The sequence below is a fragment of the Chryseobacterium amylolyticum genome (assembly GCF_051011775.1).
Lineage (GTDB): Bacteria > Bacteroidota > Bacteroidia > Flavobacteriales > Weeksellaceae > Chryseobacterium.
The window spans coordinates 490,402-507,279 of sequence record NZ_JBPCHX010000003.1; the positions used below are offsets into that span (position 1 = coordinate 490,402).

General features: G+C 36.8%; 19 protein-coding genes. 4 read left to right on the plus strand and 15 right to left on the minus strand.

The window, feature by feature from the left end:
• Window positions 1-6 precede the first annotated feature (6 nt).
• From ACR1PO_RS10930 to ACR1PO_RS10945, 4 genes are read right to left on the minus strand one after another with little or no spacing between them, the layout of a single operon-like run.
• The gene (locus tag ACR1PO_RS10930; protein ID WP_433986783.1) at window positions 7-1,152 is read right to left on the minus strand and encodes a glycosyltransferase; all 1,146 of its coding nucleotides are present in this window, start codon (window positions 1,150-1,152) and stop codon (window positions 7-9) included.
• 7 nt (window positions 1,153-1,159) lie between these two features.
• Complete coding sequence (locus tag ACR1PO_RS10935) at window positions 1,160-2,140, minus strand: glycosyltransferase family 2 protein (RefSeq protein ID WP_433986784.1); 981 nt, start codon at window positions 2,138-2,140, stop codon at window positions 1,160-1,162.
• Window positions 2,122-3,252 (minus strand): glycosyltransferase, encoded by a 1,131-nt coding sequence (locus tag ACR1PO_RS10940; protein ID WP_433986785.1) that lies wholly within the window; start codon window positions 3,250-3,252, stop codon window positions 2,122-2,124. Before ACR1PO_RS10940 ends, ACR1PO_RS10935 begins: the two co-directional genes overlap by 19 nt.
• A 5-nt stretch (window positions 3,253-3,257) precedes the next feature.
• A complete protein-coding gene (locus ACR1PO_RS10945) occupies window positions 3,258-3,827 on the minus strand; it encodes an acyltransferase (RefSeq protein ID WP_433986786.1) in 570 nt (189 codons plus the stop codon).
• Window positions 3,828-3,879: 52 nt separating this feature from the next.
• Between ACR1PO_RS10945 and ACR1PO_RS10950 the strand changes: the two genes are divergently transcribed.
• The 3 genes from ACR1PO_RS10950 to ACR1PO_RS10960 are packed head-to-tail and all read left to right on the plus strand — an operon-like array spanning window position 3,880 to window position 5,868.
• Complete coding sequence (locus ACR1PO_RS10950; protein WP_433986787.1) at window positions 3,880-4,851, plus strand: 3-oxoacyl-ACP synthase III family protein; 972 nt, start codon at window positions 3,880-3,882, stop codon at window positions 4,849-4,851.
• Between the two features lie 25 nt (window positions 4,852-4,876).
• The gene (locus tag ACR1PO_RS10955; RefSeq protein ID WP_047422304.1) at window positions 4,877-5,110 is read left to right on the plus strand and encodes a phosphopantetheine-binding protein; all 234 of its coding nucleotides are present in this window, start codon (window positions 4,877-4,879) and stop codon (window positions 5,108-5,110) included.
• A complete protein-coding gene (locus ACR1PO_RS10960) occupies window positions 5,110-5,868 on the plus strand; it encodes an SDR family NAD(P)-dependent oxidoreductase (RefSeq protein ID WP_433986788.1) in 759 nt (252 codons plus the stop codon). Before ACR1PO_RS10955 ends, ACR1PO_RS10960 begins: the two co-directional genes overlap by 1 nt.
• Window position 5,869: 1 nt before the next feature.
• Here ACR1PO_RS10960 and ACR1PO_RS10965 read toward each other — a convergent pair whose 3' ends face one another.
• From ACR1PO_RS10965 to ACR1PO_RS10975, 3 genes are read right to left on the minus strand one after another with little or no spacing between them, the layout of a single operon-like run.
• Window positions 5,870-7,024, minus strand: a complete 1,155-nt coding sequence (locus ACR1PO_RS10965; protein ID WP_433986789.1) for a glycosyltransferase — start codon at window positions 7,022-7,024, stop codon at window positions 5,870-5,872.
• Window positions 7,024-7,863 carry a glycosyltransferase family 2 protein gene (locus ACR1PO_RS10970; protein WP_433986790.1) on the minus strand — a complete coding sequence of 280 codons (840 nt, stop codon included), beginning with the start codon at window positions 7,861-7,863 and terminating at the stop codon, window positions 7,024-7,026. The genes ACR1PO_RS10965 and ACR1PO_RS10970 overlap by 1 nt, the downstream gene beginning before the upstream one ends.
• Window positions 7,863-8,405 (minus strand): acyltransferase, encoded by a 543-nt coding sequence (locus ACR1PO_RS10975; RefSeq protein WP_433986791.1) that lies wholly within the window; start codon window positions 8,403-8,405, stop codon window positions 7,863-7,865. The genes ACR1PO_RS10970 and ACR1PO_RS10975 overlap by 1 nt, the downstream gene beginning before the upstream one ends.
• Window positions 8,406-8,570: 165 nt before the next feature.
• Here ACR1PO_RS10975 and ACR1PO_RS10980 point away from each other — a divergent pair, with 165 nt between their 5' ends.
• Window positions 8,571-9,605 carry an acyltransferase family protein gene (locus ACR1PO_RS10980; protein WP_433986792.1) on the plus strand — a complete coding sequence of 345 codons (1,035 nt, stop codon included), beginning with the start codon at window positions 8,571-8,573 and terminating at the stop codon, window positions 9,603-9,605.
• Window positions 9,606-9,626: 21 nt separating this feature from the next.
• Here ACR1PO_RS10980 and ACR1PO_RS10985 read toward each other — a convergent pair whose 3' ends face one another.
• From ACR1PO_RS10985 to ACR1PO_RS11020, 8 genes are all read right to left on the minus strand, one after another.
• Complete coding sequence (locus tag ACR1PO_RS10985; RefSeq protein ID WP_433986793.1) at window positions 9,627-10,565, minus strand: glycosyltransferase family 2 protein; 939 nt, start codon at window positions 10,563-10,565, stop codon at window positions 9,627-9,629.
• Window positions 10,566-10,574: 9 nt separating this feature from the next.
• Complete coding sequence (locus ACR1PO_RS10990) at window positions 10,575-11,573, minus strand: acyltransferase family protein (RefSeq protein WP_433986794.1); 999 nt, start codon at window positions 11,571-11,573, stop codon at window positions 10,575-10,577.
• A gap of 15 nt (window positions 11,574-11,588) precedes the next feature.
• Window positions 11,589-12,416, minus strand: a complete 828-nt coding sequence (locus tag ACR1PO_RS10995) for a glycosyltransferase (RefSeq protein WP_433986795.1) — start codon at window positions 12,414-12,416, stop codon at window positions 11,589-11,591.
• A 111-nt stretch (window positions 12,417-12,527) separates the two neighbouring features.
• A complete protein-coding gene (locus tag ACR1PO_RS11000; protein ID WP_433986796.1) occupies window positions 12,528-13,394 on the minus strand; it encodes a glycosyltransferase family 2 protein in 867 nt (288 codons plus the stop codon).
• A gap of 184 nt (window positions 13,395-13,578) precedes the next feature.
• Window positions 13,579-14,247 carry an NAD-dependent epimerase/dehydratase family protein gene (locus ACR1PO_RS11005; protein WP_433986797.1) on the minus strand — a complete coding sequence of 223 codons (669 nt, stop codon included), beginning with the start codon at window positions 14,245-14,247 and terminating at the stop codon, window positions 13,579-13,581.
• Window positions 14,248-14,291: 44 nt separating this feature from the next.
• Entirely contained in the window at window positions 14,292-15,137 is an 846-nt protein-coding gene (locus ACR1PO_RS11010; protein ID WP_433986798.1) for a glycosyltransferase family 2 protein, read from the minus strand.
• Window positions 15,130-16,254 (minus strand): glycosyltransferase WbsX family protein, encoded by a 1,125-nt coding sequence (locus ACR1PO_RS11015; RefSeq protein WP_332388402.1) that lies wholly within the window; start codon window positions 16,252-16,254, stop codon window positions 15,130-15,132. Before ACR1PO_RS11015 ends, ACR1PO_RS11010 begins: the two co-directional genes overlap by 8 nt.
• 1 nt (window position 16,255) lies before the next feature.
• The gene (locus tag ACR1PO_RS11020; protein WP_332388401.1) at window positions 16,256-16,870 is read right to left on the minus strand and encodes a DapH/DapD/GlmU-related protein; all 615 of its coding nucleotides are present in this window, start codon (window positions 16,868-16,870) and stop codon (window positions 16,256-16,258) included.
• Window positions 16,871-16,878 lie beyond the last annotated feature (8 nt).

Here is a 16,878-nt window from a genome sequence, read left to right on the forward strand (position 1 = left end):
ATGTTTTTATGCTTCGTCAATTATTTTCTGAAGATGTTCTACGGATTTTTCCAAAACAAAGGGAAGTTCCGTTTCAGAGATCTGTTTCCGGTATTCTTCAGTAGCATTTTTATCAGTAAGGAACTTTTTCATTCCCTCATATATTCCTTCTTCGGAATTTGCGGTGATATTTCCCAGTTTTCCGTCCTGCAGAAGATCCCTGATTCCGGAAATGTCTGTTGCCGAAATAGGTTTGTTAAGAATAAGGGCCTCAGCAATAATGGTAGGAAACCCTTCATGCCGCGAAGACATAATATAAAAATCCGCCTTTTTCATGTAAGGGTAGGGATTGCTGCTGAAACCAAGCATTTTTGCAGTATCCTGAAGTCCTAACGTATTAAGTTGCTCCTGAATAGCATTAAAGTCATAGCCGTCACCAATGATCAGCAGCTGGTGCTTTAATCCTTCATCAATCAGTTTTTTATGAACATTCAATAGCCTGTCATAGCCTTTCTGAGGATATACGGTTCCTACAGTCACAAAAGTGGGAAGATCATTACTGAAAGGGTAATCGCTGATTTCAATATCTGCTTTTCTTAAAGTATCATTTTTATCTATCGGATTAAAGATTTTAATCACATTCTGTTTCTCCCGGTCATTTTGTGCAGCCTTCAGCATTTCTTCTTTCAGTTTTTCGGAAATTACCAGTATCCGGTCAAATTTAAAAAGCTCCCTTATAACATCCGGTGTATATTCTTTCAGATTAAAAATATCATTCTGAATCCAGATTATTTTTTTTGAATCTTTTTGCGGGCTGGAAAGCAGCTCTTTGTACATCCCATGGATGGCCGCTATCTCTACGTCATATTTTTTATTTTTCAAAACAAACCTGTAAAGAAGCGACGGAAACCATAAAAACATTTTCTGATACAGTACTCTGAATACCTTTACCGGTATTTCATGGGGCCTGTTGGTGGTAATCATTTCTCCTTTAAGCAAATAATGCAGATTGACCCATGACGGAATTTCCTTGATATACATTCCTGTATACAGGTTGATGAGCAGGTCTATTTCATATTTGTCCTCAGGAAGATTTTTAAGAAAATTAACAAGGACTTTTTCTGCACCACCGTGGCGAAGGGAACCAATACGAATAAGAATTTTTTTTTTCAAAGGAGAATTATTTATTTAGAGTTCTTTTAAGTTTCAAAAGCAGCTTAAATTGTCTGGTTTTGAGAAGTAAAAATAAAGCTTTTCTGTAAAACCCTGTATATATGAAATGACAGATGTTTATCGATGATGCTATGCAGTCCAGATTTTTATAGGCTTCTTTTCTGCTTAAGTTTTTACCGATAATACCCTGATCGATACCGGATTCAATAATATCCCAGTCTACCTGATAAACATATTTTTTTAGCTTTTTGCCGGATTGCTGCCGGTGTAAGGAAATAAAATCTTTTATGGCAGTATGCAATTTGAATAAAGATTCAAAGGAATGTTTTGACCTGCTCAGCGAGCTTTCAGTAAACTCATAATGATACAGGGAGGCATCAATGATTTTTATGGCATTAATGTGTTTCATATATTCCAGAAAGAACATCAGATCTTCACCATAACTTACTTCTTTGTTAAAAGTAATCTTATTTTCTGTGATGATTTCCCTTTCAAAAAATTTTGCAACGGGCCCTCCGAAATATAACAGGTTATTTCTCACCAGTAATTCTGTAAAATCTGTCTGTATTTGATACGTTTTATAATGAAGATCTCTGGCTTTACCCCGTATAATATTCTGAAGAAGTAAAGTATCTGATGATTTATAATGATCAACGAAAACCTGGAGATAATTTTTTTCAACCCAGTCATCAGAATCTATAAAACAGATTATCTTTCCTTTTGCATGAGAAATACCCATATTCCTTGTATCACTTACTCCGCTGTTTTTAATTTTATCAATGACTTTAACTCTTTGATCTTTTCCGGCAAATGAATTCATGATTTCTAAAGAACAATCTGCAGAACCATCATTTATTAACAGCAGTTCAAAATTTTTATAACGCTGCTCTAAAATAGAATTAATACATTGAGGCAGGCTATTCGCAGAATTGTAAACAGGAATGATGACGGATATAAGCATATCCTGTTCTAAAGTATCTTTTCCCATTGCAGTACTATTTTTTCTTTACTCCATTTTTCTGATTCCGCTTTGCTGGAAACCATAAGCTCTGTAAGTTCACCAGGGTTGTTAATCAGATGTTTCAGTTTTATGATAAAATCCTCCTTATCGTGCATCCGGATCAGATAACCGTTATTGGCATTTATGATTTCGGAAGGACCGGTAGGACAGTCATAGGCAATAAGAGCATTACCACAGAACATGGCTTCAATAAGAACGGTAGGCAGGCCTTCGTTCAGTGAGGTCATGCAAAATATTTTTGATTTTTTGTATAGCGCTAAGATTTGTTCCTGAGGAATGCTTCCGAGAAATTCAATGGAATGGAGCCCAAGCTTCTGAGCCTGCTCTTTGAGTAAATTTTTTTGGCTTCCGTCACCGGCAATAATGATTTTCCAGTCTTCACCTATATTGCATTCCTTGATGATATTAATTAAATCTTCTACATTTTTTTCAGGATCCAGCCTGCTTACAGTACAGATAATATTTTCTTTATTGGAAATATCCAGTTGGAAATTTTCATAATTATCCCCGATAATGTTGGAAATAACCACAGAATTCGGATTTATTTTTTTGTAATGCTCCAGCGAAGTCTGTGTCAGGGAGATGATGGAGCGCAGGTTTTTATAATATTTCCGTAAAATGCGGTAATAAACCAACCCGCCTGTCTGGTAGCTGATATGTTCCCACGCAATTGTTTTCTTACTTACCTGACTGTCAACAGCCAGCATTGAGGAAATTTTATACCAGCAGGAAACGATAGTGTCATACCTGTGATGGTTTTCACGGATCCATTGTTTTAATACCCTGTATGAGCCAAAATCATACAGATAAGAATAAATATTATATATTTTGGGGATTTTACTGTACTTCTTATACATGGAAGTTCCGAGCCTTGCGTATTTATCTCCAAAAGAATTGATATAGTGTTTTTTAACTTTAGGATGTATCGGATAAAAATCCTCGTGCGGCTCAAGCAGAAAAAGAATTTCAATGTCGTAATTGAGCTCTGCCAGTTCTGAGGTTAGATGGGAAAGTACTTTAGCTATGCCGCCAGCCTTGGTATTTTGGTAATATATAAATAAGATTTTTTTCCGTTTCATGGTTTTTATTTGATTTTCCTTGCTTTTTTGAATTTGTAAGGAAGATTCTCTTTGATATAGGCGTCCAGCTTTTTTCTGTCTTTCTCCAGTTCACGGGGATATTCCGGATTATTTTTAAGAACGATGTCACCATAATCTTCAATGGTGCAGAGAAACTGTGCAGGGTTTCCGATAAAGACCGTATTATCAGGCATAGACTGCGATAACACAGAATTAGCTCCCAGAATACAGTTGTTTCCAATCTGTACATCCTGCATGATCACACAATTAAGGCCAATGGTACAGTTATTTCCGATTTTTATTCTTCCGAGGATTCTGGCATCTTCATATCCGGGAAGCCTTCTCAGAAGAGTAGTGGTTCCCCCGTGATTTACAAACCTTACATCCCCGGCAATATTCACATTATCACCAATTTCGATAAGGTAAGGTTCTGTTCCGAAATACACTTTATCAGGCATATTGAAGTTTTTACCTACTTTCATCCCTCTGTATTTTGCCACTTCAAGACTGGCCCTGTTCAAAAAAGTATGATAGAGAGCGTCTATTTTTAACAAGATTCTGAATATAAAAATCATCAAAGTGTAAATTTGTTTTCGTTACTTTTGCAAAGAAAGAGAATTTATTAATATGATGAAAATTTCAAAAATAGAATATTATCTGCCTCAGCAGGTGTTAACTAACGATGATCTTGAAAAACAGTTCCCCGAATGGAGCTCAGAGCGTATCCAGGAGAAAGTAGGCATTTCCCAGCGCCACATCTCTTCTGATAATGAAACCGTACTGGATATGGCCGTACAATCTTCAGAAAAAATTTTCGAAAGCTATGACAGGAACCAAGTAGATTTTATTTTGTTCTGTACCCAGAGTCCTGAATATTTCCTGCCTACAACGGCCTGTATTTTGCAGGACAGACTGGGGCTTAGAAAAAATATCGGAGCCATAGATTTTAACCTGGGCTGCTCGGGATTTGTGTACGGACTGGCTTTTGCAAAAGGATTGATCTCTGCAGGAATTGCAAAGAGTATTCTTTTGGTTACTTCAGAAACGTACACCAAACATATTCATCCTGATGATAAAGGAAACCGAAGTATATTCGGGGATGCCTCTGCTTCTGCCATTATCGAAAAGGCTGAAGGTAATGATTATCAGTTCTGTCTGGGAACAGACGGCAGCGGTGCAGAAAATCTTATTGTGAAGAAAGGGGCTTTTAAAAAAGATTTTGAGCTGAATCCTGAACATGAATTCAGCCCGGAAAATATTTATATGAACGGCCCGGAAATTTTTAATTTTACGATTGAGAATATTCCCGGACTGGTAAAAGAAACACTGGAAGTGAACGGAATGACCATGGATGATATTGATTATTTTGTTTTTCATCAGGCTAATTCTTTTATGTTGAATTATTTAAGAAAGAAAACGAAAATTCCTGCGGAAAAGTTCTATATTGATATGGAAAAAACAGGGAATACTGTTTCTGCAACCATTCCTATTGCTCTTAAAAATATGATGGAAAAAGGAATGCTGAAAGAAGGAGATAAGGTTTTAATGGCAGGATTCGGAGTAGGGTACTCATGGGGAGCTACTATTATGGAAATTTAAAAACAAACATTTAAAATTATAAAATATGAAAACATCTGTTTTTTTAGAAAAACTACAGGAGGAATTGGAAGAAGATGAAACATTAACTACTGAAACGAATCTGAAATCTCTGGAAAGCTATGATTCTATCAGCTTACTTTCTGTTATTGCGTTTGTAGACGAAAATTTCAGCAAGAAAATTGATACCAAGCATTTTAAAGATATCGAAACCGTATCAGATTTAATGGATGTTATAGGGAAAGAAAATTTTGAAGATTAATGGATGCTTTCTCATTAAAAAATAAAATTATTCTCATTACAGGCGCTTCTTCCGGAATCGGGAGAAGCTGTTCTGTAGGATGCAGCAAAAGCGGTGCAAACCTGATCCTTGTGGGCAGAAATCATGCAGAACTGATGAAAACCGTCTCCATGCTGGATCCTGAAACAAAAGTGGAAACGATAACTGAAGATATTACCCAATCTGAAAACCTTGAAGCAATTATTGCTGATAAAGTTTCAGTTTTAGGTAAAATATCAGGATTTATACACTGTGCCGGTATCGAAAAAACATTACCGCTAAAAAAACACCATTCTCAGCTGTATCAGGACATATTTGCCGTGAATGTCATTGCAGGACTCGAAATTGCTAAAATTTTATCCTTAAAAAAATATAAAGACGAAACCTCCAGTTTTGTATTTATCTCTTCGGTTGCAGGAATGGTAGGAGAGGCAGGAAAAGCTGCATATTCTGCGAGTAAAGGAGCGGTAATTGCCGGAGCCCGTTCATTGGCCATGGAGCTTTCAAGAAGTAATATCCGTGTCAATAGCATAAGCCCTGCGATGGTAAACACTCCGATTTTAGAAAAAATGTTTGAAGATATTGGTGAAGAGGCTTCATCTGAGATCATAAAAAAGCATCCGCTGGGAATAGGCGAACCTGAAGACGTAGCGAATGCTTGTATTTTTCTGCTGTCTGATGCCTCAAGATGGGTCACAGGTACCAATCTCGTGATTGACGGAGGATATTCTGCACAGTAGCCTATTTTCTGTATAGCGTTTCTATCATATTTTCTACGCTGTCAAATATTTTCTTATTGTCAAACTGGCTTTCAATAGTTTTCAGATTCTCCCTGATTTGAAGAACAAAGCCGGGATCCGTAAGGAATTTTTTCATAGCCGAATACATTTCATCGATCTCGTAATTGATGAGGTATCCCGTTTCCCGGTCTTTGATCATAAGACCTACATCTCCTACCTCTGTTGCAATAATCGGTTTTTGAAGGATTAATGCTTCGGCAATTACCAATGGCCAGGCTTCAGATTCTGAAGGAAGGATAAAATAATCTGCCTTTTTGATGTAAGGATATGGGTTCATCTGATTCCCTGCTAAAATAAATGTTTTTTCAACATTGTTTTTTGCTGTCTGAGTCCTGAGGTTCTTCATTTCGTCACCATCACCAATGACAATAATACTGTGATGGAAACCTTCGTTAATAAGCCTTGTATGAGCTTCAATAAGTTTATGGTAGCCTTTTCTTGAATGAAGCCTTCCGATAGATGCAAAGACAGGCCCTTCCGGAAAATTTTCCAGTTTTTCTTCCGCTTTCCGCTTGATCTCTTCAATAGGAATAGGATTGATAATTACACTTTCTGCCGGATAATTGAGATCCGGATAGTGCTGATGCATCATATCTTTTATCTTGTGGGAACAATATACCATATGATCAAACTGAGGAAAGCTCTTTAAAATATCAGGGACCAGCGGCTGAAATTTTGGAACATTAATTTCAGAATGAAACCATCCTATTTTTTTTGATTTTTTATTGGTAGAATTAAGAATGGCTTCGTAATCCCTGTAATCCATACCGATTTCTATATCAAAAGTATCATTGATGAGACGGTCGGCAATCGCAGGGTTGTTTTTCAGTTTTCTCAGCTTCAGTCTTCTTTTAACAAGCTGAAGCTTCTGTAAAATAGAGTTCCCGGAAAAATCTTCTTTTCCATCGGTAAGATATAGTTTTCTGATATGTTTCGGAAGTTCATCACGCAATTTCCCCTGGTTAAGGGTCAGGCATACCGTAATTTCAAATTTGTCAGGATCAAGGTTATTGAGAAGAGCCAGTAATACTTTTTCTACGCCTCCCATTTCCATGGAACGATGCCTGAACAGAATTTTTATTTTTTTTTCTAACATTATCCGAAGATTGATTGTAAAGTAATTTTTATTTTTTTCTTGATACGGAAAGGGAGCTGGTGCTGGTATTGCAGCAGTCCGAATATTTCATCTGCATTTGTATATTGTTCCGGAACTTTTTCTCCATTAATGGTGGTAAGTCCTCTGCGCTTCATGGTATTGAAAATCACCTGGGCAAAATAGTCGTGGGATTTCTTTTTATTGTCATTCTGGGAGATTCCGCCCTGATGTGTTCTGTAAAAATAGTTGGTTTCATCAATAAACCGAACTTTCCCTTTTTCATACATTTTAAGGTATAAATCCTGATCTTCTCCTATTTTTAAATTGGGATTCATTTTTTCGGTTTGTTCATAAACTGCCTTTCTGAAAGTCACAAAATGAGCAATCTGAATCGGGAAATTGAAAAAGTAAGGATCTCCATTCGGCACCTGCATGGCAGATCTGAATGGTGAAATCGGTTTCAGGTTCTGATCACAGGTCATGAATCTTGAGTAGGTAAGAACGGTATTTTTTTTAGCCTGGAACACTTCCATACACTTTTGAATGGCTGTAGGGGCAATGGCATCATCAGGATCCAGAAACCCACAGATGTCTCCTTCTGCCAGTTCAATCAGCTTACTTTTTGTGACTCCTACACCGGAATTTTTTTCATTTTCAAAAAATTTAAATCTTTTGTCATTTGAAATTATTTCCTGTACTATTTTCTTCTCACTTTCAGCAGAAGCATCATCTAAAATTATAGCTTCCCAGTCTGTATAGGTTTGCTGAAGAATGCTTTCAAAACAGTCTTTGAAAAAAAGAGCATTGTTATAGTGTGCGATAAGGATCGAAAACTTCATTATTGTTCCTTAAATATTAAATCCTGACGATTGATTACAGTAGTGTTAGGCGGAATGTCTTTGTAAATGGTACATCCTGCTCCGATAATGCAGTTATCTCCTATGGTAACCCCTTTTAAAACGGTTACGTTACTTCCGAGCCAGCAGTTACTTCCGATCTTGATGGGAGCGGTGGTGAACTCAGAAGAAAACAGCTTAAATTCCGGATGTGTCTGATAAGCATGATTGTGGTCGTAAAGCTTAACATTTTCCCCAAACAGCGTGTTGTCACCTATTGAAATGCTGTCAAGACAATTGATGGAACAGAAATTATTCATGAAAAAATGATTCCCGATTTCTAAAGTCGCATTTTGCTGTACCAGGATGTGTACATAATTTCTGAAACTCACGGAATCCCCGATGGTAATTTTCTTTAAATTTCCGTGCAGAACAAAATGATTGCTGGTCCCAAGCTTTATCCCCTTAAAAGAAACATTAGGGTGTTTTCTGAGACGAGAAATCTGACTTTTCCGTTGAATTTTTGCTAAAATTTCATATAGCATACCTGAATTTATTTTCACATTTGTAGCCTACAAATATAATTTGTTTTACATAATTATAAGAATAAATCTTATTTTTGTGCCTTAAAATTAATACTTTATATCAGATAAACAGCCTGCCGCTTTGAAGGGAGTATCTTTTGATAAAGTAAAGCATTTTGTTTTTCTGTGAAGATAAGTCAGATTACATTTACCCGGTTTGTTGCCGCCATGGCAATTGTTGTTTCCCATTTTAATAAAGATCTGTTTTTATATAAGATAGACTACATTTCCAATCTTTTTCTGAGGGCTAATGTAGGGGTCAGCTATTTTTTTATCCTTTCAGGGTTTATTATGATTATAGCGTATCATAAGAAAGACAAAATTGATTATCTGGAATTTTATAAAAACAGGTTTGCCCGGATTTATCCGCTTTATATGCTTGGGCTTTTGCTGTATTTTATGACGCGGTATGAGATGTTCGACTGGTATAAAGTGGTTTTATATGGATTGGGGATTCAGAGCTGGATACCCGGAGAAGCCATGATCCTCAATTTTCCGGGATGGTCTATCTCCGTTGAGTTTTTCTTCTATCTGCTTTTTCCGCTTTTATATAATTATTTTTATGCCAAAAAGAATAAAATGATCTGGGTGTTTGCCATTGCTCTATGGCTGGTTACCCAGGTGTTTTCTAATCTTTACCCGGTGTATGGAGCGTATGAAGGGCCTCATACAAAAAGCCATGAGTTCCTTTACTATTTCCCTTTCTGGCATCTTAATGAATTTCTGATCGGAAACCTTGCGGGGATATTTTTCGTAAAAAATTACAGACAGAAAAATTACGACCGTCAGGTTATTGCCGTTTTTTTACTGATCCTTATATCTCTGATGTTTGTACCGCTTTTCTACCATAATGGTCTGATGGCTTTACTTTTTGTTCCTGCTATCATCCTGATTTCTGCCAATAACGGCCGGGTTACCAGATTATTTTCATTGAAGCCGCTGGAGTATCTGGGAGAAATAAGCTATGGCATATACATTACGCATATCCCTGTTCTTTATCTTTTAAGGGCGTTTTTTAAGTCTCAGGAATATACATTCGGTATCGATACGGTATTTGTGATTTATATTGTTGTGATGCTGCTGAGTTCTGCTGTTTTCTACCAGTTTATTGAAAAACCGATGCGGAATCTTTTAAGAAAAATCCATTTTGCAAAACATTAATTATTAAACTAGTTTCTTAGTTTAAAACAGGTCGTTTCTGAAATTAATATTGTAAAGACCGGATCGGATACTTTTATAATCCGTCAGCAGATACTTCGTGATCATTCCCCATTTTTTCAGAAGGGGAGCATTGGCAATCTGAAAACTTCTGTATACCCGTTTGATATGGAGCTTAATATCTTCGGGAATCGTATTTTCATTCTCTGCCCAGCTGTTGACTTCTTTCCATAATACAACCCTTGTAGAAGCCGGCTTTATTTGTCCGGAATCTACTTTGGTAATTCTGTTATTCTCATGAACACCTCTTACAGCTACTGCTTTGTCAAGTATTCCCGGATATAAATCCAGGTAGTAAGAAAGCCTGAATAAAAATTCTGTGTCCTGATGAAGCTTTAAATGGGTTTTGAAGAAATACTCCATATTTTGTAAAGAACTTTTACGGATTGTGAGAGCATCAATACTGAAAAGTCCAAAAGTTCCTATCATATTAAGCTGTCCCGGAAATACATCTTTGGGAGGATATTTTTTATAAACCGTAGTAAGGCGGTCTCCGAAAACTTTATAATACTGTTCTTTTGCCTTTTCAGAATAATAATGGACGCCTATGGCACCATACACTCCATCCACATCTTTGTTGGTAAACAATTCTTTTTCTGCATCAAAACGGTTCGGAAGATAGTAATCATCGGCATCAAGGAATGCAATAAAATCTCCTTCTGATTTTTCAATTCCTAAATTTCTGGTTGCGCCTGCCCCATGGTTTCCTTTATCAGGATGCTGGTAAAGCTTTACCCTGTCATATTGTGCAGCAAGTTCCTGGCATACCTGCAAAGCGTTGTCCGGAGATTTATCCTCTACCAGTACTACTTCATATACATCTTCCAACTGAAGCGCAGACTTTACAGCCTGGGCAACATATTTTTCAGCGTTGTAGACGGGGATGATTACTGAAATTTTCATTTTGATCAATTATGCTTTTAATTTAATTTTTAAATAATGGGTTACCTTTTTTTCTACAAAATAATACAGGAACGAAGCTGCTATAACAGCCGTAATAATTTTTAAAAGGAAAAAAGGAATATTGAGATAACCTTCAACTTTAAACCTCCTGAATACTATTTCTACAAAAGGATGAGACAAATATAATGAATAGGAAATATCACCCAGAAAGACTAAAAATCTGTTTCCTTTCCAATGGAATGTGTAGTCAAAAGTTAAAAAAGAAAACACAAACAGGGATATAATGGCCAGCTTTACCCAGTCATTGTCTATCGGGATAATACTAAGCAAAACAAGGATGAATGATGTAATTCCTGCCCCAGCAATAATTCCTGCCCAGGTTCTTGAAACGGTAAATCTGTTCAGTAAAAGTGAAAAAAGAATTCCTGTTACAAAATAGAGATTCAGGGAATGGGTTACCATCCTGAGATAAGGATTTTCAAAATGGATAAAATATCCTAAAATAGTTGTCAGGATAAAAAAGGCTGTGATGAAGTAATATCTTTTTTCTTTAAACAGTAATGAAATTCCGAATATAAGGTAAAAGAACATTTCAAAATTTAATGACCAGCCCAGAAAAAGTACGGGGAATTCTTTCCGTGTCGGAAGAAATAATAAAGAATGGATAAGCTCATGAAGACCCGGTCCGTAAAAATATAGCAGGAAACCTCCTCCGGGTATCATCGCAGCCAATGTGAGAAGATAATACAACGGAACAATTCTGATGATTCTTCTTTTATAAAAGAGAGTGATCTGCTGAAATGAATCTTTACTGAAATTGAGTTTCTGAGTGGTAAAAGCCATAATAAATCCACTGATAATAAAGAAAACAGGTACACCAATACTTCCTTTTTTAAAAAGAATATCACCAAGATTCAGGCCTGGCAGGTTGATGGTTTCACGAAAATGAAAACAACACACCAACAATGCTGAAATTCCTCTTAATATCTGGAGGTTATTAAGCTTCATGGCAGATGGCGGGCCTTATCTTTTAAAAATTTTCTTCAGAATAAGTCCCATTACGAAAGGTACCCTGGCAATATTATGCTGAAGGGTTCTGAAGCGGTTAATGGTAAATCTGGTATTTTCTGTCATCCCATATTCAGAGAAATCAACATCGTAAACTGCTTTATGCTTAAAGGTAACATTCATCAGGTTATATTGATGGATGATCTGAATATACATCTCCCTGCTGTTTTCAACAGAAAAATTCGGGTAATGACGGTAGCTGTTGTGTGCTCTTTCTTTTAACATCGTTTTAAAGTTATCCACACTTTCGGCTAAACTTACAAAAGGATTTACCACATCATTATAAACATTCACCACTGCTTTTCGATCAGGCAGCATAGTAAGCTGGTATCCTCTTCTCAGATCAATGACAAGGTCATGAACCGGTTTAAAGAGTTCCTGTACGGTTTTTATATAGTCCTGATGAAGCATATCATCATTATCCAGCTCACTGGTAATGACAAATTTAGTGTCAGAGGCGAAGTATTGGGGAATTACTTCTACAGCTTTGGTTTTCATTTCATCAAAATCCTCTACGAAAACGGCTCTGAAAACAGGATATTCTGCTTCAATTTCTTTGATGATTTTTCTAAATTTATCAGATGTGTTGGTATCAAAAAAGGTAAGCCAGACATAGTTTTGGTTGGTCTGATTTTTATAGGAAGGAAGCACGTATGTTCTGAATAGCTTAAAACGGTCATCCAGCCATTCTTCTGTAAGGGGTTTAAATCCTGAACGCGTTTCGTTCCATCCTTTTGTTGGAACATTGAATCTTGTCATGATTACGTGTACAAACTGACTCATCTAAATAAATTTATTAAAAGTTATAGCATGTTATTTGGGTTTCTGCTCAATATCTGTCTGGCATCACCCGATTCATTTGTGTGGTTTTATGGAAATATAGCTGTCTGGAAGCTAGCCGTCTACTTTCTTCCTGAAAAGTTTATAATAGAATTTTTTAAAAGAAAGATATCTTGCCACAACCGCCAGAGGAATCATTTTTTGAAATTCGCGTCTCTGTTGTATCAGTTGGGTTGTACGAACTTCTATGATATGATAGGCCAGCTTGTCATGTACCTCTTCACCGTAAAGCTTCTTTAATGTTGGTAGAATTTTAAGGCGCTGCTTCATGATTTTGAGCGGGTCAGCAGACATATTGTCGTTGACATCTTTTCGGTAATGGGCAAGAGCTTCATTGATCAGAAGGGCATCAGGGTTATCTTTAGTGATATAAATCCACATAACCCAGTCTTCACAGCTGGTAAGAGTCGTATCAAAAAGAAAACCTTCCAAAAGCTTTTTATTGATCAAAGCACAATGGATAGGAATAGAAAAACTAAGGTCCCAGCCGTATACAATTCCATCAAACGTCAGGAAGCTTTGCTGAATATCTTTATAGCCCGGAAGGTGCTCCCGGTTTCTGTAAATTGTATATTGGCTTACGATCAAGGGATATTCTTTATCTCCGGAAAGGCTTTTGGCAAACTTTTCCCGGTGTATGAGGTCATCAGAATCCAGAAACTGTATATAATCTCCGGTAACGATTTCCAGAGCAGCATTTCTTGCAGAAGATAAGCCTCCGTTTTCTTTATAAAGATATCTGAAACGGTTGTCTTTTTTTACCCATTTATCAGCTACTTCATCAGTATTATCGGGTGATCCGTCATTGACAATAATACATTCCCAGTTTTCATAAGTCTGATCCAGTATGGACTGCAGGCATTCATCTAAAAACTGAGCCTGCTTGTAGCAGGGAACAATTACGGATATTTTGGGGTTCATTTTCATTTTTATTCAATGGGTTAGTTGTGTTTTTAATCTTCAGTTAATACAAGTTCAGGCTTTATAAATTGTTTCCGCCTGGTCTCAGGGTTTCTGAATTTTTCTGTTCGAAGGTACAAAAATTATTTTTTCAGGTTACAGATGAAGCTGCCGGTTTAATTGTATGCAGCAGCATCATTCTGGTTTATAAATAAGATGTATAAAGCTTTTTTAAATATTCATCAGGTGATATGCCCCTGAAAAAGTCTTCGGTAATGCTGTTGAACTCTATATTGTAGAGGGAACCTTCCTCTATGCTTTCATAATCTGCATTTTTAGCAAGATGATATTCCAGCTGGGATAATATCTCCGGCAACGAATATTGGTAAGGGTAGGCGAGATTGATAATCTCATTATTGAAATCTCTCATGTATTTTCCTACAAATGCAGCAATATCATCTGTCCCGATAAGGATTCTTCTTGCATTGCTATGGATTGTCAGCTTATTTTCAGAAAGAATCGAATTTTTAAAGAAATTGATCAGCGTATTGGGATTTCCACCGCGGCCTACAGCATTTCCTACCCTGAAAATAATAAAGTCTGAACAATGCTCAGCGATTATTTTTTCAATGGTAAGTTTATGCATCACATAAGGACTTCCGGTTTTACTGGGGTCGTAAATACTGCATGTGGAAAAATAAATCAGTTTTTTATCAGGATGGTCTTGAATAACTGATTTCAGGAGTGATATTTCTCTTTCAAATTCAACAGGATTTTTTTCCAGTGAATTGGAAACCCCTGATGCAAAAAAAATAACATCTTCTTTATCGTACAATCTTACGGCATTTGCCAGAATTCCATTACCAATTATCATATGTGTTTTTTATCTCGTTAAGACGTTAATTTACTCCAATAGGGTTAAAGTTTTTTAAATATTTTAAAAAGTCCAAGCATATTTCCCAGTTTTGCCCATCTTGAATTTTTCACGTGATTCAGCTTATTGAGCGCCTGATCATATTTATTTTTCGGAACATAGCTCTGAAGGAAAAGGTCTTCCACACTGATGTTTCTTCTTTCTGCCATTTTTATCAGTGCTACCCAGTGCCAAAACAATGCCTTTTCTGCATTTTTTGTAGTAGAAATGCCGCTGTCATGGATTCTGTATAAATATAAGTCCTCATCAATATATTTAACGGGGGCTATTTCGCACATTTTCATATACCAGTCTTTATCTTCAGCAATTTTGAGAAAAGGATCAATACCTGATGTCTTTTCGTAAATCTTTTTCTTGAAGGTGACAAAATGCGAGATTTCAGCATTGAAGTTAAAATAAGACTGATCCAGGTCTGTAATTTGTTTGGCCTTATGAACGGATATGGGGTTGAGGTGCTCATCGCAACGGACAAAGTTTGAATATACCAAGCCTGCTTCCGGATTTTCGGAATGAGTTTTTAAGACAATTTCCAGGGCTTGTGGTGCCAGCGCATCATCAGGGTCTAAAAAACCGCATACTTCGGATTCAGCAAGGGCAATTAATTTTCTTTTTGTATATCCTATTCCTCTGTTTTCTTCATTCAGATTGATTTTAAACCGGGGATCACCACCAATGATCTTTTTGATGATTTCAAGAGAATTGTCAGTAGAACCGTCATCTAAAATTACTGCTTCCCAGTCTGTTTCAGTCTGCGCAATTAAACTCCGGTAACATTTTTCAAAAAAATGGCCATTATTATAATTAGCGATAAGTACACTGAATTTACTCATTTCCACTGTATTTATTCAATATTTTTTTTAATGCATTCAAATATCCGAAGCCGTGTTTTCTGTCAGGTTCAAGGATATTTCCTTCGGCCCATTCGTTCCAGGATTTAACAATTAAAAACTGTTCCGGATAATCTTTTTTACTTTCAAGATATTGTAGCGCTTTTTCTACCTGTTTTTCGAACAGTTCCGGGGAATTATTGGCTAATATAATCCCTCTGTAGCCACTTCTCGGAGTGTTGTCCCAGTTAGGCAGGATACATGGATAGGTAGGAACGTTACTTTCTTCGAACTTTAAGTCATTTACAACGGCCCGGGCATCCTGAATTCTTACTTTAGGCTGCTCTTTTTTCTTAATCCCGATCAGTCCTTTTATCCTGTTTTTATAATATTGGGAGTGGGAGATATATTCTTTTTTATCAATATGGGGAACCCATGCTTTCTGAAAGGCATTGGAGATTTTGCTGTCATACCCCATGGATTTAAAATCAAAATCATCACGGAGTTTATTGGATGCCATAACATACAGGTCGTCAAATCCGTTTTTCTTCGCAAGCGCTCTGAACTTTGAAATATAGTGAGGATCACCTTCATTTAAATGATTCGGATCATAGATAATGAAAAGCGGCTTGTTGTCTACTTTAATATATCTTTCATCTTTGAAGAAAGGCAGCAGATATTCGAAATGAGCAATTAAATCCTGTTCATCCGGATAAGTCTGTTTGGCCAGTATTTTTTCTGACAATCCATGCCATATTCCTGACCATGTCTCATTGGCCCAGCAGAAGCAAAAAGGAAAATCAGGCTTACCTGACTGCAATACATCATTGGCAACACGTTCCAGCAATTGTTTACCGCTGCCAAACCAGTAGTGATAGTAAATAAATCCGTGTACTCCATAATCTTTTGCCATCTGAGCCTGCTGCTCCCTGACCTCAGGAACCCGAAGATCATAATATCCCAGGTCTGCAGGATATATAGGCTGTTCATGTCCTTCAAATAATGGCTTAGCCTTACTTACATTGGTCCATTCCGTAAAGCCTTTTCCCCACCATTCATCATTTTCAGGAACGGGGTGATATTGAGGGAGATAAAATGCTAGAGGTTTTATTTTTTTCATTTCAGTTTTCTAATGTTTTTATTAATCTGGCGGGAATTCCTGCAATAACTGAATTTTTAGGGAAGCTCTTATTTACCACAGAGTTGGCTCCTATAATACAATTCTCACCAATGGTAACTCCCGGGAGGATGCATACGCCTTCGCCAATCCATACGTTATCCTCAATAATTACAGGGCCTTTGGAATATAGCGGCCTCATTCCAGGGACATGCTCCAGATCTTCAATGCTTATATTTCCATGGGAATGATCAGAAATGTATATTCTGCTGGCCATAAGTACGTTATTTCCAATAATAATCTTATTAATAGCACCAATGTGGACGTCTGAATTACAAATGACGTCATCCCCGATTATGATCTCAGGAGTAAAGTGTTCTCCCTGAAAACGATCCCATGCTTCCAACCTGAGATGAAACAGGGAACTGAAGTTTTTGCCTATAGATATATATTGAGGGTTTTTTATCCAATGGTCCTCTGGCAATACAGAATTCGTTCCAAACTGTTTAAAGCTTTTCCTTGCCCATGCATTCAGTTTATTTTGCCGGTGAGCTTTATATGCATTCGAATTCAGAACATCGAACAAAAAATTAACAATATATTTTTTTAAAAAATTCATATTTTATT

What these genes read in the sequence shown, in the direction of transcription:
- ACR1PO_RS10935 (WP_433986784.1), bottom strand. Translation starts at nt 2,140, where the DNA reads ATGGGAAAAGATACTTTAGAACAGGATATGCTTATATCCGTCATCATT.
- ACR1PO_RS10940 (WP_433986785.1), bottom strand. Translation starts at nt 3,252, where the DNA reads ATGAAACGGAAAAAAATCTTATTTATATATTACCAAAATACCAAGGCT.
- ACR1PO_RS10945 (WP_433986786.1), bottom strand. Translation starts at nt 3,827, where the DNA reads ATGATTTTTATATTCAGAATCTTGTTAAAAATAGACGCTCTCTATCAT.
- ACR1PO_RS10950 (WP_433986787.1), top strand. Translation starts at nt 3,880, where the DNA reads ATGATGAAAATTTCAAAAATAGAATATTATCTGCCTCAGCAGGTGTTA.
- ACR1PO_RS10955 (WP_047422304.1), top strand. Translation starts at nt 4,877, where the DNA reads ATGAAAACATCTGTTTTTTTAGAAAAACTACAGGAGGAATTGGAAGAA.
- ACR1PO_RS10960 (WP_433986788.1), top strand. Translation starts at nt 5,110, where the DNA reads ATGGATGCTTTCTCATTAAAAAATAAAATTATTCTCATTACAGGCGCT.
- ACR1PO_RS10965 (WP_433986789.1), bottom strand. Translation starts at nt 7,024, where the DNA reads ATGTTAGAAAAAAAAATAAAAATTCTGTTCAGGCATCGTTCCATGGAA.
- ACR1PO_RS10970 (WP_433986790.1), bottom strand. Translation starts at nt 7,863, where the DNA reads ATGAAGTTTTCGATCCTTATCGCACACTATAACAATGCTCTTTTTTTC.
- ACR1PO_RS10975 (WP_433986791.1), bottom strand. Translation starts at nt 8,405, where the DNA reads ATGCTATATGAAATTTTAGCAAAAATTCAACGGAAAAGTCAGATTTCT.
- ACR1PO_RS10985 (WP_433986793.1), bottom strand. Translation starts at nt 10,565, where the DNA reads ATGAAAATTTCAGTAATCATCCCCGTCTACAACGCTGAAAAATATGTT.
- ACR1PO_RS10990 (WP_433986794.1), bottom strand. Translation starts at nt 11,573, where the DNA reads ATGAAGCTTAATAACCTCCAGATATTAAGAGGAATTTCAGCATTGTTG.
- ACR1PO_RS10995 (WP_433986795.1), bottom strand. Translation starts at nt 12,416, where the DNA reads ATGAGTCAGTTTGTACACGTAATCATGACAAGATTCAATGTTCCAACA.
- ACR1PO_RS11000 (WP_433986796.1), bottom strand. Translation starts at nt 13,394, where the DNA reads ATGAACCCCAAAATATCCGTAATTGTTCCCTGCTACAAGCAGGCTCAG.
- ACR1PO_RS11005 (WP_433986797.1), bottom strand. Translation starts at nt 14,247, where the DNA reads ATGATAATTGGTAATGGAATTCTGGCAAATGCCGTAAGATTGTACGAT.
- ACR1PO_RS11010 (WP_433986798.1), bottom strand. Translation starts at nt 15,137, where the DNA reads ATGAGTAAATTCAGTGTACTTATCGCTAATTATAATAATGGCCATTTT.
- ACR1PO_RS11015 (WP_332388402.1), bottom strand. Translation starts at nt 16,254, where the DNA reads ATGAAAAAAATAAAACCTCTAGCATTTTATCTCCCTCAATATCACCCC.
- ACR1PO_RS11020 (WP_332388401.1), bottom strand. Translation starts at nt 16,870, where the DNA reads ATGAATTTTTTAAAAAAATATATTGTTAATTTTTTGTTCGATGTTCTG.